The following is a 23,282-nucleotide window of genomic DNA, read 5'->3' as shown; positions in this document are numbered from 1 at the left end:
TTTATTCACTAAATGATTTTAACAACAAACGCTAATAAACGGTGTAGAACACCAAGTATATTGAAAGGCTGTTATTACATGGATAAGGGATTGTCTTGGCTCTCAAAAAATATCAGGATTTTTATTGCTTCTTTTATGGCAATCCTGAGTCTTTCAGTATCCGCAAATGCCAATAGTGCCGCGACAATCGCAATAAGTGATGGACTGGAAAGCATAGATGGAGAGTACTCCATTACTGTTCAGTCGGGTCCTATTACCCTCGCGGGAAAGGCGTGGAATGTATACCGAATCTATGAGAGAGAGGTTGGCGGTAGTACGGAATGGCGGAATATCGCAGTAAGCGACACCTTCTACTGGGGGGTTCCTGACTCCGAGTTCAATGGTGAATACGCGATATCAATTCCTCTCGAAGGGGAAGCGCCCCGGGAAAATGGCGAATATGAGTATTATGCTCAAGTAAACCGGTATTGTGATGTCGGTCCCTGTGCAATGAATGGACTTGTACAAGACCGCGTCGAAACGGCCATTATTACCGTTGTCGTTAATAAACCGAAATTTCCAGGGAAACCCGTAATTAACTCTTTTCCGGCCTCCGATGGAATAGAGTCGGAAGACGGAGCGTATAGCGTGGGTTGGCAGGCGCCAACTACTGGTGACTTTGATTATTACCTGGTTCAGGAAAAGAAAGGCACCGGCAACTGGTGTTACAACCAACAGAGTACGGATAAGGGAATTTGCTACGCAAAGAAAGTCCCGGTGAACTCTCCGAGAGTTTATTCCGTGGTGGGACGCGATATTGATACATATCAGTATCAGGTTATCGCGTGTAATGCGCTCGAGTGCGGAAATTCAAGTGATCCGGTAACCGTAAATGTTCAGCCAATTCCTGCTCCGACGGTTTCGTGGCGCACGCCGCTGAACGGTGCACTATTGAAAGCAGGTACTACTCAAACACTGCGTATTATTGCCAGTGATGAAAATGGCCTGGATATATCGGTCAAGTTCTACCGAAACTCTATAGATTCCGCCAACCTTCTCAATTACCCAGTTGATATAGACAACCAGTGCAATGGCTGTTTCTACACAAATTGGCCGTCGGTGCAGGTTGCGACGACAAAACTTATTGCTGTGGTCGAAAATGAAGCAGGAAAAACAGATACGGCCTCAATCAGTATTACTGTCAATTCCAATACGCCACCGCAAGTAAAGTTCGTACCAGATAATCTGCCCACTGAGGTGGTTTTAGGGCAGATGGTCACTTTTATCGCTGAAGCCAGGGATGCCGAAGGGGATGTTAGCCCGGTTGAGTTTTATGTCAGCGGAACATTCGAAGGTGTGGGAATCGAGACGGACGATGGATCTGCAACCGGTTGGAAGACATTCGAGTTTCCATGGACGGTTCCGGCTGCCGGTACCTATACGGTTACTGCCCGAGTTACGGATGAGGAAGGCGTTCTAGCTGAAAGCATTCAGCAAGTACATTTTGATGCGCTGTATGCTCCGGCGCGTCCAACTGCTATTACAGTGGATGGTCAAAAGGCCCCCTTCCCGGTAAATACTTCAGGTCTGTACACGCTCGGCTGGAATGAGGTCGCGGGCGCTACCGATGGCTACGTTATTGAAGAGCTTCAGGAGGGTATCGGTGGTGAAACATGTAGCCAGCAATATGATGTTAATAGCGATTATTGTTCCTTCAAAGTAGGCTCCGGAGTTTCATCCTGGCTGTGGCCTAATCAGGCCCATGGCAAATACAAATACCGCATTCGGGCATGTAATGCGGCGGGCTGCGGTGAGCCTAGCGAAGTTTATTCGCAAACGGTCGAGCTCTATGAACCGCAAGCACCATCCGGTTTTTCGGTAAGTTCCGTTCACAGTGAATTTGATTTCACTGGGGGCCTGTCATTCGCTTGGCAAAAGCTCGATATGGAGCCCCTGCCAAATTATTACTTGTTGGAAACCAAGCGCGGTGGTGTTGATAGTGAACAGGAATGGGAGCAGCTTACCCAGGTATCCCAAGCTGATGCCCCTGAATTTCTACCTGAGGAATTCTTGCCGCCCGGCAGGTATAGCTATCGACTGAAAGCTTGCAATAACAAAGGTTGCGGTTTCGCAGGCGAAATGATCACTGTGGATATCCAACCCCCTGCGTTGATCTCTGCGGAGCCGGCATGCGAAAACCAGTGCCTCAAGGTTACCGGTACTGGCCTGGATCCGGATAGTAGTTTCACGCTCTCGGATATAGAAACTGGCACTCAGGTTTCGTTGACTGAGAGCATGGTGATCTTGGTGCCGCCTACGGAAGAGGATGCCACAACTTACGTACAGCTTGCGCTCAGCGCAGCAATGCGTGAGGTACTTTTTGATACGCAGAAAAAAGGTCTACGAGTATCTGTTGAAAACAGCAACGGAGAACTGGCCGGTATCACCGCCTACGGTGACGAGACGGTCGAGCGACTCAGCCAGATTAATTCGGCACCTGCCGTCGGTTCGGATGGCACTATTTATGTGGGTTCAGGGAACAAGGTATACGCTCTAAGCCCGGAAGATGGTTCCGTCGTTTCTGGTTGGCCCTATTCTACGGGCGATCTCGTCAAGGCTACGCCAACCGTTGATTCAATCAGTGGCGACATCTATGTTGGCTCGCTCGATGACAACCTCTACGCATTGACCCCCCTGGGGCTGGAAAAGTGGCGTCTGAAGACTGGTGGTGATCTGGTATCTTCCGCAGTACTTGATGAAAGCCGAATTCTTTATCAAGGCTCTATGGATGGCCTGCTCTATGCCGTCCAATCCCAGAATGGCGCCGTACAGTGGACGTATTCCGCCGGAGCGGGCATTGCCGAAACGCCAGTATTGGCGGGCAATGGGACGCTTTATTTCACCACAGTCGCCAGTAGCCAAGTCTACGCGTTAGGCCGCGGTATTCTTGGGCCGGATCAGTTGGTGTGGGAAAGCAGTGATCAATCGCTACTGAAAGACTCGCTGGAAGATAACAACTGGCAACCTGCAGAGCATCAATTGCCTGAATATCAGACAGCGGGCCGACTTTACCGGTTGCTGTTGCAGCCGCCGCTCAACTTGAGTCGTGATGTACTTACTTTCTGGACCTACGCGCTCGTAAATGGCGCAAGCCCCAAGGAAGTGGCTAACGCCTTCCTGAAATCGGATACTGGCAAGGTCAACTTCTCATCACTACTTAGCAATGAAGCCTTTGTCGACAAACTGTATGAACGAGGCTTCCCTGGGCAAACGTTCCCGCAGCTGACATTTGCCGGCACAGCCTACAGTCGCGATAGTTTGATCGCGGCATTGACGACTGGTTCAAGCCGCGCAGAGATTGCCGTTATTGTCGCGCAATCAACGGAATTCAACGCCCTCACTAACGAAGACCTGCGCCAAAGCTTCGACTATTTCTATATTCAGAACTACGAATGGGCGGTGTTCAGCTGTGACGAGGGTAATGACTATACCCGGGACTGCGATGGCGACGGTCTGCCTGATCACTGGGAAATTCTATTCTTCGGCGATATCGAGTCGGAAAGCGGTGATACAGATGCGGACGGTGACGGCCTTAGTAACCGCGATGCATTCCTGGCAAACCTCGATCCTTGCGCAAATCTGTGTGTAAACGGCGCAACCGCCATCGAGCGTGATGCGGCACCTATGCCAACCGATTATGAAAATAAGCTGGGAGCATCTGGCGCGGTTGGGACCCTGCCCGGAAACTTCCGTGTAAATGAGTCAGGTGCGGCTACCTACCAGATTCCCCTGAGCCTGCCGGCAGGTACTTCGGGTGTGGTTCCTGAGTTGTCGCTCAGCTATTCCAGTCAAAACGGCAATGGCGTGCTGGGTCATGGCTGGGCACTGGGTGGCCTCTCTGCAATTACCCGTTGCCGCCAGACCCTAGGCCAGGATGGCAAGGCCCTCCCCATCACCTGGAGCAGTGAAGACCGTTTCTGTCTCGATGGCCAGCGGCTGTTGGTGGTTGATGGTGAATACGGAGCACCTGGCAGCCTCTATCGAACAGAGATAGATAGTTTTGCATTGGTGAAAGCACACCAGGGTAGCGCAGGGCATCCGGGGTACTTCACCGTTGAGCGCAAAGATGGCTCCATCAGCTATTACGGCAAGGCCGGGAATGCCAGACAGACTACCGGAAAAGGTACCCTGTCCTGGGCAATTAGTACGCTGGAGGATAGTGCACGCAATCGGATCGAATTCTTCTATGACAGCAACGGTGGGCAGAAAATAGACGAGATTCGTTACGCGTATAGCGACTTGTCCGGTGATCGAGATAGCCGTAGTTATGGCGCCAGTGTGGTATTCGAATACGAAAACCGCGTGGATTACATCAGCGGTTATACCGCAGGGGAGTATCTGGAAACCTCTCAGCGTCTCTTCGAAATTTATGTCAGGAATAACGACACCGAAGTTCGCCGCTACGAACTTGAGTACCTCGACTACTCAGCAGATAACCTGAGCCGTATTGAGCGTATTCGTCAGTGTGTGGGAGATCTATGTCAGTCCGATACAGTATTTGATTGGCGCCTGCCGCTACCAGGTAGTTTCGCCGCGACTCCTGCCGATATCGTTACACTGAGCACCCAGGACGACCGGGCATCTATCGGCACCCGGCCTGCGGATATCAATGGCGATGGCCAGATGGATCTCATCTGGTTGGAACCCGATTGGTATGACGATGGTTCCGGTGAGATTGCATTCCAGACTTTTAAATATGTTCTCGCGGAAGCAGATGGATTTGGTATTGAACGCACCGTCTATCAGGAGGGTGATAATACCTACCGTCCCTACGAATGGCAGATGGTTGATTACAATGCGGATGGTCGTGCTGATCTCGTAACCTACCTCCAGGACGACAAGCACTGGGGTGTGGTTCTTTCTACACCAGACGCCGCAGGCAATTGGTTTTTGCAGGGCGTTCCACGTCACCTGCCTGATTTGACCAATCGCCACGCAAAATTTGCCGATATCAACGGTGATGGCCTTGTTGACTACGTCACCAGCAGTGAGTACCGCTTGCTGGAACCGCTTGGTGCACCAGCGAGTAATAGCAATTACGGCTTTGGTGAAAGCAAACCGGTTACATTCGATATTGATTGGAATCAGGTTACCTGGAAAGGACCCATGGGCGACGAGGCAACGCCCGAACGTGCGTTCATACGTAACGCCAGTGCGCCGGCAGACTTCAACGGCGATGGACTGGTGGATCCTTTTGCAAGCCTAATGATGCGGGCTGAATGTCTTCCTGGTGGGTCTGTAACAGGCACTTGTGAATATTCGGCCGGCACGGCAATCGTTTTCTCTCGAGCCCTGGGCGATTATCAAAGTAATCTTTATCTGGGGTCGGTTTCTAGCGCCGAAGCCGTGGATATCAATGGCGACGGCCTCCCGGATGTAGTTTATCGCCAGGGAAAAACGGGCTACTACCGTATCAATACCGGCACAGGCTTTGAAGAAGCGGTTTCTCTCGGAGAGGTGCCGCTAAACCGGCAGTACTTTGACTACGACAACGATGGCGATACCGATATTGTCTGGCACGATGAGGAGGCCCATCGCCTCAAGGTCAGACGTTGGCGTAGTCTCGATGGAAAGTTTGCTCAGGCGGAATCGTTCCGCAGTACCAGTGGCAGTGAAAATGCGCTGCATCTTTTCACGGATATGAACGGCGATGGTGTAAGCGACTATGTCCGTGTGGCGAATGATCGCGCCTACCTGTATCGCGCAACGGACTTCCGGGTGCCCGTCAATGTGATCGACAAGATCACCAACGGCATAGGAGCGCAAACCGACATTGCCTACGGAGCCTTGACGAACAGCGGCCACTACACCCGCCGTGATATCAACACCACTACACAAAACCGTTGCGAGACTGCCAGCTACGGCGGCATGTCAGACCCGAATATGGGGGTTACTGGCGCAGCCTGGTGTCAGGATTATGCTGTGGCAGACCTGGCAGACTATTACAGCGCCCTGAACGACGACTGGTCTGGTAAAGGCGGTTTGGGCAAGTTGTCGCCCACCCTTGAACTGATGGGCGCGATGTATGTGGTTACCGGCGTCGCCAGTAGCGCGCCGACCTCGATTCATGTGGATACCGAAGGTACCGGAGCCACCAGCAAGATCAGCTATTACTATGCCCAGGCCAAGGTTCAGGCCGGCGGCCGCGGGATGCTCGGTTTTGAAGAGTTGCGTACCGTCGACGAACAGACCGGGACGGAGACCGTCACCAGCTACCGTCAGGACTTCCCATTCCAGGGATATCCGGTCAGTACCAAAGTGATTACGGCAGAAGGTTTACTGCTCAGCGAGTCTGTGAATACCTGGCAGCTCAAGCAAGCCGATGGCAGCGCCTGGACTGGTTGGGGTGGCTATGACAAGGAACAAGGCAGCGCCCAACTGGGGCCATTGAAGCCCTGGCTGGAAACCAGTGTGGAGAAAACCTGGGCGCTGGAAAGCGCTACCGGGGACGAGCCTCTTAAAACGGTCACTACCACCAACGAGTACGACAACTTTGGAAACCCGGAGCTGATCACCGTTGAGTTGGTGGCAGCGAACGGCGATACCTTCTCTACCATTACCGATAATGTGTATGACGATGCCTACAGCCTGAGCTTCGCCAATACCGACCATAACCTTTCTGGATATCGGGAACTGGGTCGTCTGACCCGGGTTAGCGTCATTCACAATCGCTCCGAAAATGGCGAATTCAGTGACGAGACTCGAACCAGTGCCTTCACCTATTACCAGAGCGGTGCCCAGTCTGGTCTTCTGAAAACGGAAACCATCGAGCCGGATGCCGAGGGCGAAGATGCGAACCTGAAACTGGCCACCTCGTATGAGTACGACGCATATGGCAACAAGGTACGCGTTACGCAGCAAGCGGCGGACGTGGTAGAAACCCGTAGCGGTAGCTGGGAGTATCTGGACAACCAAGGGCGCTATTTGCTGCGGGAGACCAACGCATATAACCAGATCGTGAGTGAAGTAGCGGCACGCAATGCGTTGGGTCTTCCCATTACCGTCAAGGACGCTCTGGGTAAGGAGTCCCAGATTCGCTACGACGCCTTCGGTCGCAAGGTCCTGGAATACAGCCCCACCGGGGCCTACACCGTCAGCTTGCTGGACGCGCCGTCCGGTTACTGCCCGGCGGGCAGTGCCTACCAGCAATCCGTGACCACGGCGGGCGGTGGTGAATCCCTGACCTGTTTCGATACGCTGGCGCGCGCTGTGCGCAGTGCAACCGTTGGCTTTGACGGCAACTGGGTATATGCGGATACCGAGTACGACAAACTTGGCCGCGTACACCGCAAGTCCGAGCCCTACAAGGCCAGCCTAGGCACCGCTCAGTTCTGGACCGTAATGTCCTACGACATTCTTGGCCGGGTGGTGGGTACTGACCTGCCCGGCACCGTGAGCAACAACGGTACCGGTTACGATGTGCATATGGCCTACAGCGGCTACAGCACTGTCACCACCAACCCAGAGGGGTACACAAAAACCGAGGTCAAGAATGCCAAGGGCGAGCTGACCCTGGTAACAGACCACCTGCAAGGGGAGATCCGCTACCGCTACGACGCCCAGGGTAACCTTCGCTTCGTAAATCGAACGGCCACTGACAACGCCCAGACTCCGCAAACCGAAATGCGCTACGACCGCCTCGGGCGCAAAATCTGGATGCAGGATCCCGACAAAGGCGGCTGGCAGGACAAGTACTGGCAGTATGCATACAACGGATTTGGTGAGCTGGTTTGGCAGATAGATGCCAAGGGCCAGCAGGTACGAAACACCTACGACAAGCTTGGCCGTTTAACGCGCCGCATCGACTATCGTGCAGACGGCAGTACTGAAGGCGATACCGAGTGGAGCTTCAACAATGGAACCGAATGGCTGCGTATGGATGTCGGCATCCAGATACCACCTGGTGCCCTTGAGAGCGTCATCGATTTTGCATCCGGCTACATTCGTAACCACGACTACGACGACCTTGGCCGTCCAACGAGAACCGGTTACAACTTTAGCCTGGATGTAGACAGCGACGTACATGGCGAACGTACTACCTATGACGAGTATGGCCGTACTCTCCAGCAATTTGATGCCGCGGGCGATGGCTTTTCTCGCAGTGCCATACAAAATATCTACAACGACTTCGGTTACCTAGAAGCGGTGGTGGATGGTGAAAACATCAATCAGGCCAGTGCAGAAAGCTTCTACACCGTATTGGCCATGGATGAGCGCGGCAACGTCACCGAATCCCGCCAGGGCAATGGAGTGGTTACCACTCGCCAGTACGACCCGGCCACCGGGCGTCTGCAATACCAGTCGGCTTCCCTGCTCGGCATTAACCGGATCCAGGACCTCACCTATCAGTGGGACAACCTCGGCAACCTGGAGTACCGCCACGACAAGAGCGGTGACAAGGACCTGTTCGAAGATTTCGGATACGACGCCTTGAACCGTCTCAAAAGTGCCCAGGTCACCGGGCGCGATGCGCAGACTCTGAAGTACGACGGCTTCGGCAATATCAAGCATAAGTCCGACGTCGGCACTTACTACTACGCGGGCGCGGACGAGTGTGCAGAGTCTGCAGGCCCGCATGCGCTGTGCGCGACATCCGATGGGGTAACCTATTCGTATGATGCCAACGGCAATATGACCAGCGACTCTAGCGACTCCAGTAGCCGAAGCCTGAAATACAGCACCTTCGACAAACCACTGGAAATCAAGAAAGGTGGCCACACCACGCTATTCACCTACGACGTGAACCGCAGTCGCTACCTGCGCGTTGATATCGACAGTACCGGTAACCGCACAGAAACCCGCTATATCGGCAATGTAGAGAAGATCAGCCGCTCGGACGGCAGCAAAGAGATCAAGCGCTACCTCCCCGGCGGCGCGGTGGTAACCATCGCTAGTGGCGAGCGTAAAACGAATTACCTGCACAAGGATCACCTGGGGTCGGTGGACGTCATCACCGATGCCAGCGGCTCCGTCATTCAGGAAATGTCGTTCGATGCCTGGGGCCAGCGCAGGCATGCGCAGAGCTGGGATGCCCTGATCAGCTCCGCCCTCACCAGCTTTGACAGCAGTATTACCACCCGTGGCTATACCGGGCATGAAATGCTGGATCAGGTAGGCCTGATTCATATGAATGGGCGTATCTACGATGCGAAGTTGGGCAGGTTCATGCAGGCGGATCTTCAAGTGCAGTTTCCGTCCGATACACAGTCATATAACCGCTATTCATATACCCACAATAATCCACTGACGTATACGGATTCTTCTGGGTTTGGGTTAGATATATTCGATGCAATCAAAATAATCGGATCCGTGGTTCTAGCTATTATCCCAGGCGGGCAAGCGTTTATTCCGGCCTGGAATGCTTTCTGGTCGGGGGCACAAACCGCATACTACGGTGGGGATTTTGGACAAATCGCCACAGCAGCATTTTCGAGTTATGTAATGGCAGCAGCTGGTGCTGACTTGGCTGGCGGCGGGTTCTCCCCCGGAGATATGTTTACCTTTGGCGTTATGGGAGGCATTGCTGGTGTTCTGAATGGTGGAAAATTTGGGCATGGGTTTGTAAGTGCTAGTATTGGCGCCGCTGTTGGCGGTGGATTGAAGCTCGAGTCAGGTGCTGGATGGGCCAATGTTAGTAAAGGGATCGCACGGATTGCCATTGCTGGTAGTGTGTCAAAGGCCACTGGAGGTAAGTTTGCAAATGGGGCGGCTACTGCGGCTTTCGTTGTAGCTTTAGAGGCCGGCTCATTGAAGCCCGATAGTGGAAACCAAAAAAGAAATAAAATTTATAAAAGCGAGCAATCCACACAACAAGGTATTTTGGATGCAGATTTTGATGCCAGCGGAAGTGATCCAATTTATCGAAATTTTGCAAAAGGGCTCTCAAACCCTGACGATGAATATACGGTCGTTGCTCACGGGGACAAGCATACGATGCAATTTGCTGGAGACGGTAGAGATGCTAAATACTGGGCGGGGCTTATTGGAGCAGATATTCCTGAAGGTGTTAGCGTTGTACGCTTATATTCTTGTAATGTGGGGGCATTAGATAACGGGTTTGCTCAACAATTAGTAAACGAATTAGCAGTCTATGGTGTGGAGAAGGTGATAGCTCCGGATAATTATATCGGCTTTCAGGTAGAGAGAGTTAATGTCCGAAATATGTTGAAGGTGGTTCCAAATAGTGCAACATATACTATCGGTAATATTACTGGTGCAACTACGACAGATGGGACTGGAAGTTGGAGAGTATTCACAAGGGAATAATAAAATGAAGGCTTTTTATTGTGCTGCTATTTTTTTTTCAGTACTCGTTGCGAATTCAGTAGTGGGGCAAGAAAAGGGGGCTCGACTAACTGGAGATGAAGTTAATTTATTAATAACTAAAGCAAAAAATAAGCAGCCGGAGGCTGCTTATCGCTTGTACCAATATTACGCATGGAGCCAAAGTAATACTGAAGAGGCAGAAAAATGGCTAGCTGAATCTGCAGAGATGGGTAGTCTAGAAGGGAAGCTAGAGTTTGCCAGGAGGTTTTTAAATAGAGATGAATACCGAGAAAAGGCTGTATTTTATCTAGTAGATATTTTTAATAGTGAAAAAGAAAGTTCTATTAATAGCTTAGAGTCAGCATTTTCACTGGGACAGGCACTTGAAAGCTCATGTCGAGATTTGGCGATAGATTTTTATACCTACGTGATTTCTCATTCAAATAATTCGCAATTAAAAATTCAGTCAATGATTAGGTTGGTTAACCTATATGAAAAATATTCTGGGAAAAATGTAGAGCTCTATTATTGGGCCAACACACTCTCTGGTTATGTTTCACCTAATAGTGCGCTTCATGGAAGATTAATAAAGATAATGCAGAAAAGCTCTTCTCGTTCAATTGTGAATTTAAGAAAAAATCTGCTAGAACTTTTTCCCGAAGAAAAAGGTAAGCGCGATAAGTAATTTATGGGAAGAATAACTGGGTCAGAGTAAGATTTTATATTTGCTTATTCAATCGGGCGTAAATGCGCACCGGAACTCTCTGAGAAGACTGCTACAAGTTGTGCCTGCCCAATAACCGTGGTTTTCTGCCAACCCAATTTAATTCTATGGAATAAAAATACATAAAATGGAAGCTTCGGGGAGATTTTTTTCATACACGCTTGGCCTGACCCTGCTACTTGCCGGTTGCGGAGGCGGTGGCGGTAGTTCGGACTCTGGTGGCAATGAGCCGAGGGAGCCAGAACCATTGCCTCCATCCGAATTCACAGCCACCCCGCAGCAATTGCGCGAGCGCATCGCCATCGACAGTCCTGCGGTGGAAATCACCCTGGAAAACACCCCTCTGCTATCTGGCACTTTCTTTGAGTTTTATGCACTGGCGCAGGAGCTCTATTACTCATATTCCTACCTAGATGCCTGGGGTTTCTATTCACAGGACGTCCACAATGGGGTGTTCGAATGCCGACACGGCGGTACGGTTGAGCTGCGTTACTCCGCTGGCGATACGGTTTTGTCGGCGTTTTATGCCGATTGTGTCGAAGATCTGGAGGGTATCGAAGGGCGCGCCACTTTGTCCGGTGCCCAGCGCCAGAGTTTTCTCCAAGACGAATCTGGCGAGCGTCTGGTGCGCCTCGAGTACGATGAATATCGGGTAGCCGCCGAAGGCGATAGCCTGACAATGGATGGCGTTGTCGAGGTGATTGACTCCAGTGCCGATTATCGCCCCGGTGATGTACTGCTGGATCTGTCCATCCGCGACAGCAGTGGTCTCAATATCCGTGCGGAACAGTTGCACTTCGATTTATACCAGGGCAATTATCGGATTGACTTTGACCGCGCGGTTGAAGCCTTGTCCGGCACCCTGTCGATTCCTGACGGTAGTGTTGTGGTAACCGGCACTGTGGCAAAACCGGAGGACCCTCTGGAAGTCAACCTTGCAGGTGCCACCATTGCCAGTGTCGACGCACTTGTGGGTGGTACCTACCCTGACAGCCTCTACATGCTGCTCGGATTTGACGGTGATGGCGACGGTCTTCGCGACAATACTCTGTTCGCCATGTTCGATGAATTCGAGGAGGAGCCCTTTCTCCGTGGAGAATTCGCTATACCGGTGCAGCGCGGTACCAGCCTGGACCCGAATGCAGACGCGGAACAACAAGGTCACAATCGCGTCGCCTTTGATGTGGCACCCCTTCTCCGCGATCCCGGTGGCAATCTGCTGGGGTACACACTGGAACTGGCCAGCGTAGAAGAGGTGCTGGGTAGCGACCTGTCGGACCCGCGCACCGAGTTCGAAGGCACCGCCGATTACCAGCTGGAGCAGAGCCATGCGGGTAGCTATCTTCTCACGTCCACGCTCGATCGAGCGCTGGTTGTCTACCGCTTTGAAGTGACCGCCCTTAATTCGCATGGACAGACAACCACAGAGCCATTAGTGGTGGAAGTGCCCGTTTACCGGGATCAGGATGACGATGGCACGCTGGATATCTATGACGACGATATCGACGGTGACGGCGTCAGCAATTATCACGATCTCTGGCCCGGCGATCCCAATGAGTGGGAAGACACGGACGGCGATGGCATCGGTAATAACGCCGATCAGGATGACGATGGTGACCAGGTTGCGGATGAGGACGACGCACAGCCCCTGGACTTCCTGTGCAGTATAGAAAGCGATACCAATGGTGAAGAGTGTCTTCACCGAGTAATGCTGAAAAGTGAAGGTGTAGATCGCTGGAATATGCGGCGAGGTCCGGACCATGTCACTTTTTTCTGGGGAAGCTCAACAACAGATTCATGGGGCTTCTCACTGGCAGAAGATGGCATCCTGTATTACTGGGATAAGGATGTTGCGAGAGTTCATCGATGGGATGCCAATGCCGGACATTTTCTGCAGCCGGTCTATTTTAATTATGAGCCCTTTACGGACGGGTTTATATTTCCGGATATGAGGCTAGCATTAGCATCTTCACAGAATGGAGCTTATGTTTTCTACGATACGTTGCGAGGCACAGTTGGTGTTAGCAAACTTAGCTTGGTGGATGGATTTGAGGAAACCGTTTTCCTGAACGGCGATCAGATTGACGCCCTTGGCTTTGAAGATACTCACTGGCTCGGCATGAAAGATCAAACGCAATCCGCGCTGATATTGGAAACGGTCGACAACGAATTGTGGGACTATGTAGCCATTGGTCCGGATGGGGAAGTACTCGACCGCCATACTAGTGATGTACCGCAAGCTTACGCCGCTGAAGATGATGATGTCCTGCTCCATCCAAGTCACTTAGCCCCCTTCTGTACCTGGGGAGTGCACTTTGACGATGTAACCAGTACCTTCGTTAACACTGGCAGTGGCGACCCTGAGAGTGACCCCTGTACCAGTACCCTTCTTGAGACGGGCGTTTGGCCCGCTGTTTCCGCAGATGGTCAGTTTGCCCTGACCAGTGCCGGTATTATTGACCGCAACCAGAATCTTCTGGCGGAAATGGTGGGTATCTCACCGGCCAATTCTGTCTGGCGGGGACAAAATATCTATCACCTCAGTGAAGTAGAAAATCGTATTTCTCGGTACGCTTCTACTGGCGAAGTAATGGGACACATGACAGTTCCGGAGGGGTATAAACACAACCTGTTGAGCGCGGGTGATCATCTGGTGTATCTCGGTATCAACCAGGAAGACGATCATGTATTGATGTTGCGATACGAGGAAAAGTAGGCCGGCGAGTGCTTAGTTGGGCTGAGCGAGGTGTGCTCTGCTCTGCAAGGCAACGGCTGCAATCACTGAAGGGGTTACTGGATAACCACTATTGCTCGATTTTCTCTATTTCCCGCCCTTCTCCCTGGTGCTCCACCTGTAAAAGTTGTGGCGGCACTAGATCTTCAATTACATAGCCGTTTGGGTAAGTCCGGTACTCTTTAGGGGGGACACTATAAGTCTTGCCTGCTTCAGTCGGAAACCTACCTGCGGGATGCGAACGCGATATCGAACTCAACCCGATGTAAGCTAATATGGTGGAAAGGCCACTGGACTATTACTGGTCTAGCTGCTCGACGAATGTGCTCATAAAATGTAAATAAACCGGGTACGAATTGTGGCCCTTTTTAACGATCTCTTACTGTTACCGGCTTTATCTTTTCAGATTTAAATTAAAATTTAATTGGTTTTTTTAAGAATTTTCTTTCGATAGAAAGAATAATTATTTTGGTACCATTGTCCCTCTTCCATTTATTTTTCACCGAAAAATTTCTTGCTCTATAAAATATGCGACCGTGAAAACCTCCGGTATAAATTAGAACATTGGTGCTAATTACCTGTAATTCAATGTAATTTTATCGATAAATATCAGAGTGATTTTTTATAGGATTAAAATCGCGCCAATTATTTTGTCGGGCAGCACTATTCATCAGTAAACGACTTTCTGCGTGGCGCAGTATTCTGTTAAGGTCGCCGACTATTTTTTATCGCTCGTCAACGGGCGGTAATAAAAATACAAATCCGATCGGGCTGGAAGCCCAAAAGCTGCCCACATGGAGAGTGCAATGCCGCGCGCTGTTTTCTTATTCCTTTCCCTAAGCGTTTCCCTACTGCTTTCGGCCCAGCAAGCCTGGTCCGCCGACGGCCGCGCAGACTACGACGTCGATGACGACGGCCTGATCGAAATCAATGACTGGGCCGACTTAGACGAAATCCGTAATAATCTAGATGGCACTTCACTCTATGGAAGTAGTGATGGTTGCCCTACGGAGGGTTGTACTGGCTTTGAGCTCACCACGGATTTGGATTTTGATACCAATGGGGATGGGGTGCTTGATGGTAGTGATGCATATTGGAATGAGGGTGAGGGTTGGGATCCAATTGGCAATTACTCAAGTCGTTATGCAGCTGTTTTTTCAGGCAATGGTCATGTTATTCGCAACTTGATGATTGCACGTCCTAATAAAGACTTTCTGGGCCTTTTTGGTGTTTTCCAGGATGCTTCTGTAAGTGAATTGGGATTAAGTGGATCGTTGATGTCTGTTCAGGGTGCAGACTACGTTGGCGGATTGGTGGGTTTTGTAAACGACAGCCAAATTATAGCGAGTTATTCTACAGGTTCCGTTAATGGAAATAGAATAGTTGGCGGCTTAGTGGGCGGTGTTTTCGACAGCCAACTAATAGGTAATTTTTTTACTGGTTCTGTCAATAGTCTCGGAGAATCCGTCGGTGGTTTGGCTGCCTTCATAACCAGGTGTGAGGTTGTTGCCAATTATGTAACAGGATCAGTATTTGGAGGTTCTAAAGTCGGTGGTCTAGCGGGTGGTAACAGTGGGAGTACCGTTACTGCAAACCTGTCTACTGCTTATGTGACTGGCAGCGAAGCCGCAGGATTAGTTAGTAATCTTAGGTTTTCTGGTAGTAGCGCAAACCATTGGTCGACGAACACCTCCGGTCAAATTTCTGGTAGCGCCGGACAGGGAGTGACCCTAATTGAGCTTCAGTGCCCAACTAGCGCAACAAACTCCAGTTGCTCGGATGTGACCCTTTTTGAGAATTGGTCTAATCACACTGATAGCGAGGGAAAAAGCTATTGGGATTTTGGCACCGCTACTGAACTTCCTGGGCTGGTGTTGAATGGTTCCGTCTATCGCGATGGTGACGGCGATGGTGTTCTGGATGTTGATGACACATTTCCCACACACTATGCGGCGAGTCGCGATAGAGATGGTGACGGTGCTATTGACCGCTGGACGGCTGGGTGTGATGCCGAATGTCGCACCGCCAGCGGCCTGGTATTGGATCAGTTCCCTGATTCTACAGCAGCCATCGTCGACGCCGACTGGGATGGTTTACCCGATCAATGGGCCGATGGTTGCGACAGCGTCTGCCAATCTAATTCCGGCCTAACACTGGATAGCTTTCTTAACGATTCTGACAACGATGGTATCGTTAATCATATTGACGATGACGACAACAACGATGGTACTGTCGACGCGGATGCCAACTCCAATGGTTTAATTGAAATTCGCTCACTTGCTGAACTGGATGCTGTGCGTTATGGCCTCAGGGAAATCGCCCGTCGGTTAACAGCTGATGGGGAGGCGGATAAATCAGGTTGTCCCCCGGTTTTATATAACGGAGTGTTACAGGCGCATTGTCATGGTTATGAATTAACTACGGATCTGGATTTTGACACTAATGGAGATGGCTCTTTAGACAGTAACGACGCCTATTGGAATGAGGGCCAGGGCTGGCAGCCGATTGGTACGCCTGACAACCCCTTTATTGGTACCCTTCACGGCAACGGTCATGTAATCCGCAACCTAATGCTGTCTCGGCCGGGTGCAAGCTACCAAGGTTTGTTTGGAGCGATTCACAATAGTTCTATCAAAGAGCTTGGTATCAGTGGGCCGTTAACCGCCATTGAAGGGGGAAGTTACGTTGGCGGTCTGGTTGGATCTGCCCAGAATAGTGATATCACGGCGACATTTGTTAGCGGATCTATAGAGGGCTACGGATCTTATATTGGAGGCCTGTTGGGGGGAGGGCCTGACACTAGCATCACCGCCAGTTATGTAACTGGATCTGTAACTGGATATCGCTACGTCGGAGGCCTGGTCGGCCGGGGCGCTGATGTAACAGCAAGTCTGTCCACGGCATACGTATACGGAGACCCCGATAGAATTGGCGGATTGGTAGGTGTTTCTGGGTCTGCGCAAACCAGTTACTGGGCTTCAGACTTAACTGGTTCAGCTTCCGGACCTGGTACAAAGACTACATTGAGCGCACTTCGCTGCCCAGTTGGTGCAGACGATACAGCCTGTACCAGCTCCACACTATTCAGCGGGTGGTCCGCTTATCAGGACTCTCAGGGTAATGCCTATTGGGATTTCGGTACTACTACTGAACTTCCCGGGCTGGTACTAAATGGTTCCGTCTATCGCGATGGCGATGGTGATGGTGCTCAAGATACTGATGACACATTTTCCGAGCAGTTTGCGGCAAGTGTCGATAGCGATGGTGACGGTGCCATTGACCGCTGGACGGCTGGATGTGATGCCGAATGTCGCACCGCCAGCGGTCTGGTATTGGATCAGTTCCCAGACTCTGCAGCAGCTATAGTCGACGTCGACTGGGATGGTTTACCCGATCAATGGACCGAAGGTTGCGACGGCGTCTGCCAATCCGATTCCGGTTTAACACTGGATAGTTTCCCCAACGATACCGACAACGATGGCATTGCCAATAAACTCGATGATGACGATAACAATGATGGCATTGTCGATGCGGATGCAAATTCCAATGGCTTGATTGATGTTGCTAGCTGGGCAGAACTGGATGCCATTCGCCATAGCCTCGATGGCGCAGGTCAGAAGCTCACGGCCGAAGGTGAACTGGATACATCGGGCTGCCCTCAAGTTCCCGTGAATGGTCTGCTGCAAGAGCGATGCGTAGGATACGAACTGATTACGGATCTGGATTTCGATACCAACGGCGATGGTATTCTCGACAGCAACGATACTTATTGGAATGAAGGCCAAGGTTGGAAGCCGATTGGTACCAGTGTTGATAACGCATTCAGTGGATTGCTTCAGGGCAACGGTCATGTGATCCGCAACCTGATGATCGCTCGCCCGAATTCGTACTCTCAGGGCTTGTTCGGATATCTAAGAGAAGCGGACATCAAAGAGCTGGGACTAGCCGGGCCGTTGATGAATATCGAAGGATATGACCACGTCGGAGGCGTTTCGGGTTATGCGCTATACAGCAATATTACGGCAGTTTACGTCAGCGGTTCTGTTACGGGTACCAACGATGATATTGGTGGTGTAGTCGGCCATAGCTACTACTCCGAGATCCGCAATAGTTATGTGACGGGTTCCGTAGCCGGCGATGACGATGTAGGTGGCCTGGTCGGCGAAGCTCAATATAGCCAAATTAGCGGCAGCCTGAATACGGCACTAGTGTCTGCACGTCTCTCTGATGGGGGGTTGATTGGCTACGGATTCTACGGATATGAAACGCAGGTCAATAATAGTTACTGGGCAAAAGATACATCGGGGGCTGGATCCAGTTCCCGCGGTGGGACTTCTGCTGTCCTCGCGCAACTGCAGTGCCCAACCAGTGCTGACAACACGACCTGTGCTGAGAATACCCTGTATACCGAATGGTCCAATGCAATCGACGATGCCGGCAATATGTACTGGGATTTCGGTACAGCCACAGAACTACCCGGCCTGGTGCTGAACGGCACAGTTCATCGAGACGGTGACGGTGACGGTGCACAAGACGATGATGACGCATTTCCTAAGCAGTTTGCTGCGAGCGTAGACAGCGATAGTGACGGCGCTCCGGATTTTTGGAAAGCCGGCTGTGAAGCCGACTGCCGCACAGCCAGTGGCCTGGTACTCGATCGCTTCCCCGATAGCGCTGCGGCCATTATCGACACCGATCTCGATGGCTTGCCAGATAGCTGGAACGACGATTGCGATAGCGCCTGTCAGTCCGCCTCCGGTCTCACCCAGGACGACGACAATGACAATGATGGCGTAGCCAACGCGCAAGACGCCTTCCCGCTAGATGCCGCCGCCTCTATAGATGCCGACAACGACGGGATGCCAGATGCCTGGTTGGCGGCTTGTGATAGCGCCTGTCAGTCTGCTTCCAGTCTCACGCTGGATACGTCCTTGAACGATACGGACAACGATGGTGTCACCAACGATATCGACGATCTGCCAGCCAACGCGGCAGCGTCTGTTGATACCGATGGCGACGGCCAACCAGATAGCTGGAACGACAATTGCGATAGCGCCTGCCAGTCCGCCTCCGGTCTCACCCTGGACGACGACAATGACAATGATGGCGTAGCCAACGCGCAAGACGCCTTCCCGCTAGATGCCGCCGCCTCTGTAGATACCGACAACGACGGGATGCCAGATGCCTGGTTGGCGGCTTGTGATAGCGCTTGTCGCGCTGCTTCCAGTCTCACACTGGATACGGCCCTGAACGATACGGACAACGATGGTGTCACCAACGATATCGACGATCTGCCAGCCAACGCGGCAGCGTCCGTTGATACCGATGGCGACGGCCAACCAGATAGCTGGAACGATGATTGCGATAGCGCCTGCCAGTCCGCCTCCGGCCTCTTACTGGATGACGACAACGACAATGACAGTGTAATCAACGCGCAAGATGCCTTTCCTCTAGATGCCGCCGCATCCGTTGATACCGATGGTGACGGCCAACCAGATAGCTGGAACGACGATTGTGATAGCGCCTGCCAGTCCGCCTCCGGCCTCATACTGGATGACGACAACGACAATGATGGTGTAACCAATGCGCAAGATGCCTTCCCTCTCGATGCCGCCGCATCCGTAGATGCCGACAACGATGGCCTGCCGGATGCCTGGCTTGATACCTGCGACAGCGCCTGTCAGTCCGCCTCTGGCCTGACACTGGATACTTCGCTGAACGACACCGACAACGACGGGGTGGCAAACAATGAGGATGCCTACCCGGATGATCCGGATCGCTCGGTAGATGCCGATGCGCCGGAGATGGTGAAAGTACCGCAAGCCATCAGTGTGGCGGCCACCGGTGAATCCACTCTGGTTACCCTGAATGTACTGGAAGCCCAAGCGTACGATAGCTTCGACAACGAGCTGGAGTACCAGGTGGAACTGAATGGTGAACTTCTGGTGCGCAATGTGGATCAGCAGGTATCGCTCCCCAGCGGTGCGCTGACGCTGCAGTGGTTTGCGGTAGACGATGCGGGTAACCGCTCCGAGCCAATGGCCCAGATTGTCAAGGTCTACCCGCAAATCCGGTTTGTGGAAGCTGAGTCCATTACCGGTGAGCAGCGTCAGGCGCCGGTGGCTGTTGGCCTGTCAGGTCCTTCGCCCGAGTATCCCATTTCCGTCATGGTTCGCTGGGTTGAATCCGAAAGTGATGTGACTGCAGCGGACTTCATCGTTGAGGGTGATAGTGGAGTCGACCTGAATGAGCTGATTCTCACTATTGAGTCTGCCGATGTACTGGGTGATGCCGCGGTGCTGCTGCCCATTGCCGGGGATGATCTTGTGGAGCCGGATGAGTATCTGACGCTCGAGCTGGCGGCAGCCTTGGCCGGCAGTGATACGCTTTTCGAGATGCCGATTGACAGTGATCAGCAAAGACACCGTGTGACGATTACCGATACCAATCTGGCGCCGGAAGTAAGCATCACTGCCACCCAAGGCGACGAGGCCGGTAGCGCATTTATCAGCGATGCCGGTGAGGTGACCCTGAGTGCTGTAGTGACGGACGTTAACGGTGGCGATAACCACAGCTATCAGTGGTACACCAGTGAGTTGCCGGTAACACCCGGCGATCAGGCGTCTTTCACATTTGATCCGCAATCCATGGCATTGGGTGACTACAGCGTTAGTGTCGTGGTAACGGACGATGGCAATCCGATGTTGTCTTCTGAAGAAGCTACCTTCATGTTCACCCTGGAGGCCGCAGAAGATGCGGGTGACGAAGATGCGGGTGACGAAGATGCGGGTGACGAAGATGCGGGTGATGAAGATACCGGCGGAGAGACACCAGTAAATCCGGGCACCAGTAAATCCGGCGGTTCCAGCGGCGGTAGTGCAGGACTCTGGCTGCTGTGCCTGCTGATGCTGGGTGGCCTGTGGCGCAGGCGTTTAGCGGCCTGCTAGCGCTCAGTTTGGCAAGTAAAGCCGGTGGCGAACCCACCGGCTTTTTCGTTTATGTGGTTTCAGCAATGGAAAAGTTCAGCTGAACCAGTGGCCAATTTCCGTTAGCCTGCAGCGTCAATCCGATCAGATTCCGGAAATTCACAATGTCCGAACAACTATTCCAGACGGCCAACCCGGCGTTGCTCGTTATTGATGTGCAGCAGGCGATAGACCACTTCGACACGGGTAATCGCAACAACCCCGATGCGGAAAGGGTGATCGCACAGTTGCTGCAGTATTGGCGCAATAGCCAGTTACCCGTTATCCACGTACGCCACGCGTCGAAATTTCCCGAATCGCCCTATCACCAGGACTCTCCGTATTTTGATTTCAAGCGCGAAGTCGTGCCCCTGGGGAATGAGCAGGTATTTACCAAATCGGAAAACTGCGCGTTTATCGGTACAGAACTTGAAGACTGGCTCAACGGGGAAGGAATCAATGAGCTGGTTATCTGTGGCGTACTGACGAATAACTCCATCGATGCAACGGTGCGGGTAGCTGCTGGTCTGGGCTATGGCGTTTTGATTCCCGCGGATGCCACCGCGGCATTTCCGCTAACACGCCTTGATGGCCAGTTCGTTGCCGCTGAAGACGTGCACTGGATTTTTCTGAGCAATCTTGACGGTGAATACAGCAGGGTTTGTTCTGCAGAGCAATTACTGGGAAGCCTGCGCGAAACGGCGAGGTAAATAGAGTGCTGGTATCCCTACTCCACCGTCTCTCTGTCGGTCGGGTTTTTTCTGCTGTTTGAAGCCTGTTGCTCCACTTCCAGAATCCGCTTCGGTGCCAGTGTTTCAATGGTATAACCCTGCGGGTAACTTCGATATCCATCGGGCCAGGCTGGCTCTCCGGACCTGCCAAAGAGTGCCAGCCACTTCGCGCGCAATTTCAGCGCGCCCGGCACGATTAACCGATAAAAGCGATTCGGTGCCGGCAGCTTTACGGCAGCGCGCGTTGCTTCGTCCAATAACACGGCGGAAACCGGACGTACAAAATGTCGCAGCGGTCGCGGAAGCCAGGATTCCACAACGCCGAATGTGCCGTCGGATACGCTGCGGTTGGCGTTGCTGAACCGGAACTGCTCCCGCACATACTGTTCGCTGAAGCCGCGCAGTTCTAGCAGTGACTCGGGAATATTGCGAATCCCCATTCTTTCGCCAACCCGGTACCAAAACAGGAACAGGGATTCCTGTTCTTTGCCCGTCAGACGGCGCCAGCCAAACCGCTGAATCCAGTCGATAGGATCCAGTATGAAAGTAGAAAGTACGAACAGATAGTCTCTGTTGGCGATGGCAAAATGCCCGTGGGTGCGGTTCATTCTGGCCAGTGCCGCGTTTCCCTCCACACTGTCGTAGCCATAGCGCAGCAGCTGAAGCATCAGTAGCGAGGTATCGTCGTAGCGCTTCTGGCCGTTGCGCGTAAATTCCCCGGTACGCGCAAGCAGGCCGCTGATGCTGGGCGAGGCGAATGTGCGAAACAGGGCCAGCTCCAGGGCGCGATTGAAATCCCACAAAAAGCCGTCACACACGATCAGTCGGACAATTTCGCAGTGATCAGCAAATGGATTTAGCCGGTCTATTTCCCGGCGAATGTGTTTCCTCCTCAACATTGCCCCCGCCTCATTACCCGCGTTTTCTTTTTAAAAACTATTTGTAGAGAAATCCGTCGGGCAGGCCGAGTCGCTGACAGGCGTGGACCGCGGGACTTGCCTTGATTACCAGTCGATCCGCGAGGCGGCCGCTGAGTTTGATCAGGGAATGCTGCCAGGATTTCAGCTGCCAGCGCGGGGCGTCGAGTTCTAGGTGCTGTCGGGTTTCCGCTGGCAGTATCGTTACGGCGGCGCGCACCAGCAGGTGCTGGTAGGGTCGCAGGAGTTTCGGGAATACCGGAGTGCTTAGCATCAGCTCAAGAAATTCCCCGATGACGTCCGTGGGTTTCAGTTTCGGTTGCACGGCTGCAAACAGCGACTGTTGTTCTGCCTGTGAACGCGGCGCTCCCAGTGCGCCATAGAGGCTTGCCGGAAGGCTGCCTTCGCGGTAGACGCTGTCTTTTTCCACATCGGTGAGAGGCTTCACCAACTGGCTGTAGGCTTCCAGAAAGCCGTAACTGGCGGTGGCCTGTACCCAGTTCAGCAGTTCCTCGTCGTTGGCATTGTAGGTAAAACCCTCGCTGGTAACGCCGGAGACTTTTCCGTGCATGCGGCGGATGCCGGCGATCATGGCTTCCGCTTTACTGCGCGGTCCGTACACGGTGACCATGGCGGCGAGACCGGTGCGGCGCAGGCGACCCATGGGGTCGGTGCGGAAGCTGGTGTTGTTCCACACCCCGTCGCGCACCCGTGGCTCCGCCAGTTCCAGAATGACGGCGGTGATACCGCCGACAAACATGGACACCGGATTCTTAAAGATGCGCCAGGTAACCGAGTCCGCCGGGAGCAGGGCCGCTTCTCCCGGCGGCTGGCGGAAGTCGAAGCGCTCGTCGCCCATTCGCCGGTTTACGGCTTGTTCAATAAAATCCATAAATCTCAGAAATT

Annotated in this window: 7 protein-coding genes; 5 read left to right on the top strand and 2 right to left on the bottom strand. The window is 52.5% G+C overall.

Annotated features, from left to right (window positions below; genetic code table 11):
- The first annotated feature begins 78 nt into the window (after nucleotides 1-78).
- From M0G74_RS12170 to M0G74_RS12150, 5 genes are all read left to right on the top strand, one after another.
- On the top strand, nucleotides 79-10,305 hold the full coding sequence (locus tag M0G74_RS12170) for an FG-GAP-like repeat-containing protein (RefSeq protein ID WP_248217346.1): 10,227 nt from the start codon (nucleotides 79-81) through the stop codon (nucleotides 10,303-10,305).
- A complete protein-coding gene (locus M0G74_RS12165; protein WP_248217684.1) occupies nucleotides 10,268-10,990 on the top strand; it encodes a hypothetical protein in 723 nt (240 codons plus the stop codon). The genes M0G74_RS12170 and M0G74_RS12165 overlap by 38 nt, the downstream gene beginning before the upstream one ends.
- Nucleotides 10,991-11,276: 286 nt before the next feature.
- Nucleotides 11,277-13,745, top strand: a complete 2,469-nt coding sequence (locus tag M0G74_RS12160) for a hypothetical protein (RefSeq protein ID WP_248217344.1) — start codon at nucleotides 11,277-11,279, stop codon at nucleotides 13,743-13,745.
- A 3,041-nt stretch (nucleotides 13,746-16,786) separates the two neighbouring features.
- A complete protein-coding gene (locus M0G74_RS12155) occupies nucleotides 16,787-20,710 on the top strand; it encodes a GLUG motif-containing protein (RefSeq protein WP_248217343.1) in 3,924 nt (1,307 codons plus the stop codon).
- Nucleotides 20,711-20,853: 143 nt separating this feature from the next.
- Nucleotides 20,854-21,438, top strand: coding sequence for a cysteine hydrolase family protein (locus tag M0G74_RS12150; RefSeq protein ID WP_248217341.1), 585 nt, complete (start codon nucleotides 20,854-20,856; stop codon nucleotides 21,436-21,438).
- A 17-nt stretch (nucleotides 21,439-21,455) separates the two neighbouring features.
- On the opposite strand, the gene M0G74_RS12145 is transcribed toward M0G74_RS12150, so the two are convergent.
- Nucleotides 21,456-22,358, bottom strand: coding sequence for an oxygenase MpaB family protein (locus M0G74_RS12145; protein ID WP_248217338.1), 903 nt, complete (start codon nucleotides 22,356-22,358; stop codon nucleotides 21,456-21,458).
- A gap of 37 nt (nucleotides 22,359-22,395) precedes the next feature.
- Nucleotides 22,396-23,268, bottom strand: a complete 873-nt coding sequence (locus M0G74_RS12140) for an oxygenase MpaB family protein (protein WP_248217336.1) — start codon at nucleotides 23,266-23,268, stop codon at nucleotides 22,396-22,398.
- Between the last annotated feature and the right edge of the window lie 14 nt (nucleotides 23,269-23,282).

It is taken from the genome of Microbulbifer sp. CAU 1566 (genome assembly GCF_023156515.1).
Taxonomy (GTDB): Bacteria; Pseudomonadota; Gammaproteobacteria; order Pseudomonadales; family Cellvibrionaceae; genus Microbulbifer.
Note: the sequence above shows the minus strand (reverse complement) of the source record. Positions and strands in the feature narration are given on the sequence as shown.